This is a genomic window from Acidovorax sp. HMWF029 (assembly GCF_003060895.1).
GTDB lineage: Bacteria > Pseudomonadota > Gammaproteobacteria > Burkholderiales > Burkholderiaceae_C > Acidovorax.
The window spans coordinates 7,897-12,318 of sequence record NZ_QAIH01000241.1 but is presented as its reverse complement, the minus strand read 5'-3'; the positions used below and the strand labels follow the sequence as shown (position 1 = coordinate 12,318).

Below are 4,422 nucleotides of genomic sequence, written 5' to 3'. Positions count from 1 at the left end.
GTCTGATAGGGCGAACACAATCCAAAGCACAAGTGGCGCGCACGCGCCAGCGCGCAGCGGGCCGTGGCGGGGTGGGGGTCAGGGCGTTCAGGCGACCACCACGGCAGCGCCATCGCCGCGTGCTGCAATCGCACCAATGGTGTACACCTGCTCGCCCGCCGCACGCAGCGTGGCGGCTGTGGCCTCAGCGTTGGCGGCGTCCACCACCACCACCATGCCGATGCCGTTGTTGAAGGTGCGGTTCATCTCGATGTCGTCGATGCCGGCGGTCTTCTGCAGCCAGGCAAACAGCTCGGTCTGGGGCCAGCTGCCCTTGGTCAGGTGGGCGGCCGTGCCTTCGGGCAGCACGCGGGGGATGTTCTCCAGCAGGCCACCGCCCGTGATGTGGGCCAGGGCCTTGATGGGGTGGACCGCCAGCGCAGCCAGCACGTTTTTCACGTACAGGCGGGTGGGTTCCATGATGGCCTGCTTGAAAGGCTTGCCATCCAGCGTGGCGGGCAGGTCGGCGCCCGCGCGCTCGATGCACTTGCGCACCAGGCTGAAACCGTTGGAATGCACGCCGTGGCTGGCCAGACCCAGCACCACGTCGCCGGGTTGAACGGTCTGGCCGGTCAGGATCTTGGACTTTTCGACCGCGCCCACGGCAAAGCCGGCCAGGTCATATTCACCCGCTGGGTACATGCCGGGCATTTCAGCGGTTTCGCCGCCAATCAGTGCGCAGCCGCTCAGTTCGCAACCCTTGGCGATGCCGCCCACCACGGCAGCGGCGGTGTCCACATCGAGCTTGCCGCAGGCAAAGTAGTCGAGAAAGAACAGCGGCTCGGCGCCCTGCACCAGCACGTCGTTCACGCTCATGGCCACCAGGTCGATGCCCACGGTGTCGTGCATGTTCCATTCGAACGCCAGCTTGAGCTTGGTGCCCACGCCGTCGGTGCCGGAGACGAGCACGGGCTCCTTGTAGCGCTTGGGCACCTCAAACAGTGCGCCAAAGCCGCCGATGCCCGCCAGCACACCCTCGCGCATGGTCTTCTTGGCCAGGGGTTTGATGCGTTCGACCAGGGCGTCACCAGCGTCGATGTCAACGCCAGCGTCTTTGTAGGACAAGGGGGTGGGGGAGGTGGCAGAGGTGCTCATAGGGGTGCTCAAGGCAGGGACGGCACGGAACAGCGTGCGCAGCAGACTAAAATTTGCCCAGATTTTACGGGTTGCGCACCCAGTGCCTCCCGCTCACCCCTTCACCCCGCCCTGTTTTGTCTTTCAAGCCCATGCTGTTTCATGCCCCAACCCTCTGCCTGCGTGCCTGTGGGCGGCAGCCATGATGAAGCAACTGGCACTGGACATCGGCCTGGCCACAGGACCCACGCTGTCCCGGTTTTATGCCGGTCCCAATGAGGCCGCCCTGCAACACCTGCGCCTGGCCGCAGGCGAAGGCAGCAGCGAGGCCACCCGCTCCCCCGTGCCCACCTATCTGTGGGGCGAGCCCGGCAGTGGCAAGACCCATTTGCTCCAGGCCGTGCGCCAGGCCCTGCGCGAGCAGGGCTCCAGCGTGGGCTGGCTCGATCCATCCGTGGCCGACCCCCCGGATTTCGACGAGAACTGGGCAGCCGTGCTCATGGACGATGTGCACCTGTACAGCACGGCCCAGCAGGCCACGGCGTTCAACTGGTTCGTCAACGCCATCAGCCCTGCCATTGGCAGCCAGCGCTGGGTGCTGGCTGCAGGCGATCTGCCCCCTGCCGACCTGCCGCTGCGCGACGACCTGCGCAGCCGCCTGGGCTGGGGCCATGTGTTCCAGCTGCAGCTGCTGGGCGAGGCCGAGCGCCGCGCCGTGCTGCGCCAGGAGGCCGACGCACGCGGCGTCTTCCTGGGCGATGAAGTCATGGACTACATGCTCAACCGCTTCTCGCGCGACCTTGGCAGCCTCATGCAGCTCTTGGACCAGCTCGATGCGTTTGCCTTGCGCACCCAGCGCGCCATCACGATTCCGTTGCTCAAGACGATGCTCGAATCGGAATGAAGCGCGCCTCTCCTTTTGCCCTTTGTGACACTGAATGACTACTGAACCCCGCCGCCTGCGGCTTGCGCTGTTTGACCTGGACCACACGCTGCTGCCGCTCGACTCCGACTACGAGTGGGGCGAGTTCACCATCCGCATTGGCTGGAACGACCCCGTGGAGTTCGCGCGCCGCAACGACGAGTTCTACGCCCACTACCAGGCGGGCACGCTCGATGTACACGACTACGTGCGTTTTGCGACCGAGGCCGTACGCCTGCGCGGGCCCGATGCCGCAGCGGCCGCCCACCAGCAGTTCATGCGCGAGGTCATCACCCCCGCCATCCATCCCCAGGCGCTCGACCTGATCCGCCAGCACCAGGCGGCGGGCGACGAGGTGGTGATCGTCACTGCCACCAACGAATTTGTGACCACCCCCATTGCCCAGGCGCTGGGGGTGCCGCAACTGCTGGCCGTGCAGCTGGTGCGCGACGCCAGCGGCTGGTACACCGGCGAGATCGACGGCATCCCGACCATGCGCGAAGGCAAGGTGCGCCGCATGGAACAATGGCTGGCGGAGCGGCAACTCGGCTGGGCCGACGTGGAGAGCACCTTCTACAGCGACTCCATGAACGACGTGCCCCTGCTGGAGAAGGTGAACCACCCGGTCGCCACCAACCCCGACCCGCGCCTGCGCGCCCTGGCCCAGGAGCGCGGCTGGCGCATACTGGACCTGTTTGTGGCCAATGCCGAAACGCCTGCACCACCGGCTGCCTGAGCGCTTTTCAGCCCCTCCAGCCGTCGCTTCGTGCCCGACCCCCTGAATACTCTCACCCCATGATCAAGAAGTTCATCGACAAACTGCTGGGCAAATCGACGCCTGGTACCTCGGGCGGCAAGCCCCACTTCGGCAAGCGCGAAGAGGTGCCCGCCAGCGTGCACGGCATCAACCCCGAGCTGGTGGACCGCCGCGCCGCCGAGGTGGTGCAGACGCTCAAGGACGCCGGTTTCGAGGCCTACATCGTGGGTGGCGCCGTGCGCGACCTGCTGCTGGGCCTGCGCCCCAAGGACTTCGACGTGGCCACCAACGCCACGCCCGAGCAGGTCAAGGGGCTGTTTCGCCGCGCCTTCATCATCGGCAAGCGCTTTCGCATCGTGCACGTGGTGCATGGCCGGGGCCGCGAACATGAGGTGATCGAGGTCTCCACCTTCCGCGCCTACCTCGACAACGCTGCCGCAGGCCAGGTGGCGGGTAACGAGAAGACCAGCAAGGCCCAGCTATCGGGCATGCAGCATGCCGTGGACGCATCGGGCCGCGTGCTGCGCGACAACGTCTGGGGCCCGCAGGATGAAGACGCCACGCGCCGTGACTTCACCGTCAACGCCATGTACTACGACCCGGTCAGCCAGATCGTGGTGGACTACCACAAGGGTTTGCAGGACGCCAAGAAGAAGACCCTGCGCATGATTGGCGACCCCGCCACGCGCTACCGCGAAGACCCGGTGCGCATCATCCGCGCCGTGCGCTTTGCGGCCAAGCTCAGCCCGCTGGGCTTCAGCATCGATGCCAAGTCGGCCGCGCCGCTGGTGCAGTCGCAGGCCCTGCTGGCCGAGGTGCCCCAAAGCCGCATGTTCGACGAAATGCTAAAGCTGCTGCAGACCGGGCACGCGATTGCGACGATCGAGCAACTGCGCAAGCTGGGCATGGCCAAGGGCATCTACCCGCTGCTGGATGTGGCCGTGGAGCGCGCCGATACGCCGTTTGTGAAGGCCGCCCTGGTGGACACCGACCGCCGCGTGAACGAAGGCAAGCCCGTAGCCCCCAGCTTCTTGCTGGCCTGCGTGCTGTGGGAAGACGTGCGCAATGGCTGGCAAGAGCGCCTGAACCAGCGCCTGCACCCATTGCCTGCGCTGCAAGAGGCCATCGACGAAGTGTTCGACCGCCGCATTGGCGACGTGTCGGGCCGTGGCAAGCTGGCCGCCGACATGCGCGAGATCTGGGTCATGCAGCCGCGTTTTGAAAAGCGCGTGGGCAACACCCCGTATGGCATGGTGATGCAACCGCGCTTTCGGGCCGGGTTCGACTTCATGCGCCTGCGCGCCGATGTGGGCGAGGTCGAAGAAGCCCTGGCCGAGTGGTGGCAGGACTTCCAGGCTGCCGACGACGAGCGCCGTGACGACCTGATGGACCAGGCCAAAGAGGAAGCCAAAGCCCGCCAGAAAGCACAGCAGCCCGTGGTCAAGCGCGTGCCTCGCAATGCGCCCGCATCGGCCCCGCGCTCGGCAGGACCGGCGGCAGACGCGGACCCGCAAGGGGGCGATACCGAGTTCGCCACTGAAGGCGGTGCCCCCAAAAAGCGCCGCCGCCGTCGCCGCAAGCCCGGTGGTGCAGGCGGCGGTGACGGTGCAGCGCCCGCAGCGGCTGGCGA

Annotated in this window: 4 protein-coding genes; 3 read left to right on the top strand and 1 reads right to left on the bottom strand. The window is 66.6% G+C overall.

The features are described from left to right. Positions 1–87: 87 nt before the first annotated feature. Positions 88–1,134: a phosphoribosylformylglycinamidine cyclo-ligase gene (gene purM, locus DBR12_RS17825; protein ID WP_108618488.1), complete on the bottom strand. Its 1,047-nt coding sequence runs from the start codon at positions 1,132–1,134 to the stop codon at positions 88–90. Positions 1,135–1,318: 184 nt separating this feature from the next. Here purM and hda point away from each other — a divergent pair, with 184 nt between their 5' ends. The 3 genes from hda to pcnB form a co-directional block, all read left to right on the top strand. Continuing rightward, complete coding sequence (gene hda, locus DBR12_RS17820) at positions 1,319–2,017, top strand: DnaA regulatory inactivator Hda (protein WP_108618487.1); 699 nt, start codon at positions 1,319–1,321, stop codon at positions 2,015–2,017. A 34-nt stretch (positions 2,018–2,051) separates the two neighbouring features. Continuing rightward, positions 2,052–2,771: an HAD family phosphatase gene (locus DBR12_RS17815; RefSeq protein ID WP_108618486.1), complete on the top strand. Its 720-nt coding sequence runs from the start codon at positions 2,052–2,054 to the stop codon at positions 2,769–2,771. Between the two features lie 59 nt (positions 2,772–2,830). After that, positions 2,831–4,422: polynucleotide adenylyltransferase PcnB (gene pcnB, locus DBR12_RS17810; protein WP_199226718.1), on the top strand; the 1,592-nt coding region annotated here is incomplete at its 3' end.